This window comes from Bacteroides sp. 41_26, from assembly GCF_949740115.1.
Lineage (GTDB): Bacteria > Bacteroidota > Bacteroidia > Bacteroidales > Bacteroidaceae > Bacteroides > Bacteroides nordii.
The window spans coordinates 1-4777 of the sequence record NZ_CATJGZ010000027.1; the positions used below are offsets into that span (position 1 = coordinate 1).

General features: G+C 40.8%; 2 protein-coding genes and 1 tRNA gene. All 3 read left to right on the plus strand.

What is annotated here, in order from left to right; genetic code table 11:
* Positions 1-22 precede the first annotated feature (22 nt).
* The 3 genes from QX565_RS00305 to QX565_RS00315 all read left to right on the plus strand — a co-directional run bounded on the left by QX565_RS00305 (position 23) and on the right by QX565_RS00315 (position 4253).
* Positions 23-96: transfer RNA gene (locus QX565_RS00305), tRNA-Met, on the plus strand.
* 340 nt (positions 97-436) lie between these two features.
* Positions 437-3259 (plus strand): TonB-dependent receptor, encoded by a 2823-nt coding sequence (locus QX565_RS00310; RefSeq protein ID WP_289290549.1) that lies wholly within the window; start codon positions 437-439, stop codon positions 3257-3259.
* Positions 3260-3320: 61 nt separating this feature from the next.
* The gene (locus QX565_RS00315) at positions 3321-4253 is read left to right on the plus strand and encodes a metallophosphoesterase (RefSeq protein ID WP_289290550.1); all 933 of its coding nucleotides are present in this window, start codon (positions 3321-3323) and stop codon (positions 4251-4253) included.
* The last annotated feature ends 524 nt before the right edge of the window (positions 4254-4777 follow it).

Below are 4777 nucleotides of genomic sequence, written 5' to 3' on the forward strand. Positions count from 1 at the left end.
GCACCCGCAATCGAGAAACGATGGCGGGATAGCTCAGCTGGTTAGAGCGCATGATTCATAATCATGAGGTCCCCGGTTCAATCCCGGGTCCCGCTACTACAGAAAATAGCGTTTGGGAGGCTTCCACTCTTGGGCGCTTTTTTATTTCACTACATTCCTCTTCTTTTTTTTCATTATTAATCCACAGAGTTATTAACAAGGTTATCAACAGGTGTACTATAAAGTTATCAACAGGGTAACGAATTTATATACAACAAATTAACTTCACGCCACATACTGCCCGTAATTATTAACTCACAATATATAAACAACCAACTTCAGATAACACCGACACACAAACGAAACATATTTGTTACCGCATCTTCAATATCCAGCAAAGAAAATGAAATATGATCCCCCTACTTTTGCGGCATATTATTAACGCATACTAACAAATATGAAACGACTCGTTAAATTAGTCTCATTGATTCTCTTATTTTTAAACATGAGCAGCAATACTTTCGCCGAAGAGAAAGTAAATGTAGTCAAGCAAGGAACAATCCGCGGACGAATCATCGATGCTTCCAAACAAACACTCCCCGGAGCATCTATCTATATTGAAAACTTACACACGGGAGTAACAAGTGACGTCAATGGATATTACACATTTTCCAATCTGAATCCAGGCACCTACACCATAAAAATCAGTTACGTCGGCTACTCACCGGTAGAGATGAAAATTACGATTCCTGCCGGAAGGACTTTGGAAAAAGATGTTGTACTCAACGAAGGATTAGAGCTACAAGAGGTAGTAGTAGGAGGCGCTTTTCAAGGGCAACGCCGGGCTATTAACTCACAAAAAAACAGCCTGGGTATCACCAACGTTGTTTCTGCCGATCAGGTGGGGAAATTCCCCGACTCAAATATCGGAGACGCACTTAAACGTATCTCAGGTATTAATGTACAATATGATCAGGGCGAAGCTCGTTTCGGACAAGTTCGCGGAACCTCTGCTGATTTAAGCTCGGTCACTATCAATGGTAATCGTATTCCTTCCGCCGAAGGCGATACACGTAATGTACAGTTAGACCTTATCCCGGCGGATATGATACAAACCATTGAAGTAAATAAAGTAGTAACCCCGGATATGGACGGAGATGCCATTGGCGGATCGATCAATCTGGTTACCAAGAACTCTCCTTACAAACGTACAATCACTGCTACTGCCGGAAGCGGATATAACTGGATCAGTGAAAAAGCCCAACTCAACCTGGGTTTCACCTATGGTGATCGTTTTTTCAATGATAAACTGGGTGTCATGCTTTCTGCTTCCTATCAAAATGCTCCCTCAGGATCTGATGATGTAGAATTTGTCTGGGATACAGATTCAAAAGGAACAATCTGCCTGACTGATTACCAGATTCGCCAATACTACGTAACCCGTGAGCGCCAAAGTTACTCGGCAGCATTGGACTGGGATATAAACGCAAATCATAAGTTATTCTTCAAAGGAATATTCAACAATCGCAATGACTGGGAAAACCGGTATCGCCTTACTCTGAAAGATTTGAACAAAGATGTTAATAAGAAGAAAGAAGGCGCAGTTGCCGACAACAAGGCCTCTGTACGCCTACAGACAAAGGCTGGAAGTCCAAACAACCGTAACGCCCGCCTCGAGCGTCAGCGTACGATGGATTTCACTCTCGGTGGCGAACATCTTTTCGGCAAGTTATCCATGGACTGGAATGCCTCTTATGCCCGTGCCTCAGAAGAGCGTCCCAACGAACGCTACCTGGGATATGAACTAAAGAAACAGAATTTCGACATAGACCTGAGCGATATAAGAAGACCCTATGCTTCAGCACAAGCCGGTTCGACGCTTATACTTAATAATGATTTCTCCCTGCAAGAACTTACAGAGCAGCAGGAAGATATTGTAGAGAAAGATCTTAAGTTTTCAATGAATTTCAAACTACCATTAGTGAAAGGATTCTATAGTAATCAGTTGCGATTCGGAGCCAAAGTAGTAGACAAGAGTAAAGACAAAGATCTGGAGTTTTATGATTATGAGCCAGTGGACGAAAAGGCTTTTAATTCAAATAGTTTTTCCAATACCAGCGAACAAAACAGAAATGGATATATGCCCGGAGAAAAATACAAAGCAGGGACATTTATCAGTAAAGAATATGTGGGAGGGCTCGACCTGAACAACAGCAGCCTGTTTAATAAAACAGAAAATCTGGAAGAGCTGGCAGGCGAATACAAAGCACGTGAAACAGTTACCGCCGGCTACCTTCGTTTCGACCAGAACTTCGGTAAGAAACTTAGTGCAATGGTAGGTTTGCGTCTGGAAAATACCCATTTGAAATACAACGGACGCAAACTGACACTGAACGACGATGGCGATCCGGAATCATTGACTGTTACCCCGGATGTAAAAGACAGCTACCTGAACGTTTTACCTTCCGTCTTATTGAAGTACAACGTCAGTGAAGATTTCAAGATTCGCGGTTCATTCACCGAAACACTTTCGCGCCCCAAATACTCAGCATTGATACCGAATGTAAATATCAACAACAAAGACAACGAATTGACACTTGGTAACCCGGAATTAAAACCGACCACTTCGTTTAACTTCGATCTGAGTGCAGATTATTATTTCAAAAGTGTAGGACTTGTCAGTATTGGTATATATTACAAAGACATCAATGACTTCATCGTAACCCAAACAGTCAGAGGATATGAGTATGAAGGCAATTCTTATGATAAATTCATGCAACCCCGCAATGCAGGAGATGCCAATTTATTGGGTGTAGAAGTAGGCTACCAACGGGATTTCGGTTTCATCGCTCCCGCCTTAAAGTGTGTTGGATTCTACGGAACCTATACCTATACACATAGCAAGGTGAACAACTTCAACTTCACCGGACGTGAAAACGAAAAAGACCTGAAACTGCCCGGATCACCGGAACATACAGCCAATGCGTCTCTCTACTTTGAAAAAGGAGGACTCAACGTACGCTTATCTTACAATTTCGCATCCGATTTTATTGATGAAATGGGTGAAAGCGCTTTCTACGACCGTTATTATGATAAAGTAAACTACATGGATGTAAACGCCAGTTATACTTTTGGTAAAAAACTGAGAACAACTTTTTATGCCGAGGCTAACAATCTGCTAAACCAACCTCTGCGTTATTACCAGGGAATATCAGAACGCACCATGCAATCAGAACATTATGGTGTAAAGGTAAATGCAGGAGTCAAAATCAATTTCTAAATCCCTATAAAAAGACGCAAAGCAAGTATCTATTAATAATCAATAAGAAACAATTTATAAAATGAAAACAAAAAGCCTTCTCGTTCTTCTGTTTATCACAATCTGTACAATAGGATATGCACAAAAGAGCGACTATTCCATCTTCGATAAAAAATTCAATTTCTATATTGCCAACGATCTGGGACGAAACGGATATTATGACCAAAAGCCAATTGCCGAACTAATGGGAACGATGGCAGAAGAAATCGGTCCTGAGTTCGTTGTTGCCACCGGAGATATTCACCATTTCGAAGGTGTACGCAGCGTCAATGACCCTCTATGGATGACAAATTACGAATTAATCTACTCGCATCCGGAGTTAATGATCGACTGGTTTCCTGTATTGGGAAATCATGAATATCGCGGTAATACCCAAGCCGTACTTGACTATAGTAATATAAGCCGCCGCTGGTCCATGCCTGCCCGCTACTACACCAAGGTATTCAATGAAGAAGGTACAACCGTCCGCGTCGTTTGGTTGGATACTGCCCCCATCATTAATAAATACCGCAATGAAAAAGAGACTTATCCGGATGCCTGCAAGCAAAACAGAGAAAAACAGCTCGCTTGGGTAGACTCAGTACTGACCGCAGCCAAAGAAGACTGGGTAGCTGTAGTAGGACACCACCCTATCTACGCTGAAACTCCCAAAGATACCAGTGAACGAGACGACCTGCAGAAATATCTGGATCCCATCCTGAGAAAACATCATGTAGATATGTATATCTGCGGACACATTCATAACTTCCAGCATATCCGCGTATCAGGAAGCGATATTGACTACGTTGTCAATTCTTCCGGCTCACTGGCACGTAAAGTAAAACCGATCGAAGGAACACTGTTCTGTAGTCCGGAACCTGGTTTTTCTGTCTGTTCTATTGATAAAAAAGAATTCAACCTGCGTATGATCGATAAAAAGGGGAACGTACTTCATACAATAACCCGAAAGAAATAAATTCTACTCTTATAAAAAACACACAACTCAAGGGTACTCCATTCGTGATGAAAGGAGTACTCTTTTTATTTAAACTCAATTATAGGAAATTCAAAAATAACCGTTATCTTTGCACCTCCAAACAAGAGAATCTTTCTTTTTTCTCCCTACCCCATTCTTTATCCACAAAGTTATGAACAATGTTATCAACAGGTAGACGCTAAAGTTATCAACAAGTTAATATCCTTACTATCAAATAATTGGATTCTTCACACATCATTTATCATAATTACATATTCACAGACCTACAAACAGATTCATACCACCGCCCTTTCAAATACCTGGTAATTTTAAAATGGCTAAAAATCTTTTCCAATTGAGATATTATCAATCCAAACATAAATGCTCTTCAATATATCCCTACACATTCCAAATAAAAATAATATTAAGAGCCTGTTTAAATTTTGTTCAGCATTCTTTTGAGAGTTATTTTTGAGGATATTTTTTCGTTTTTACGAGGAGCATAGCGGGCTATGTGACGACTA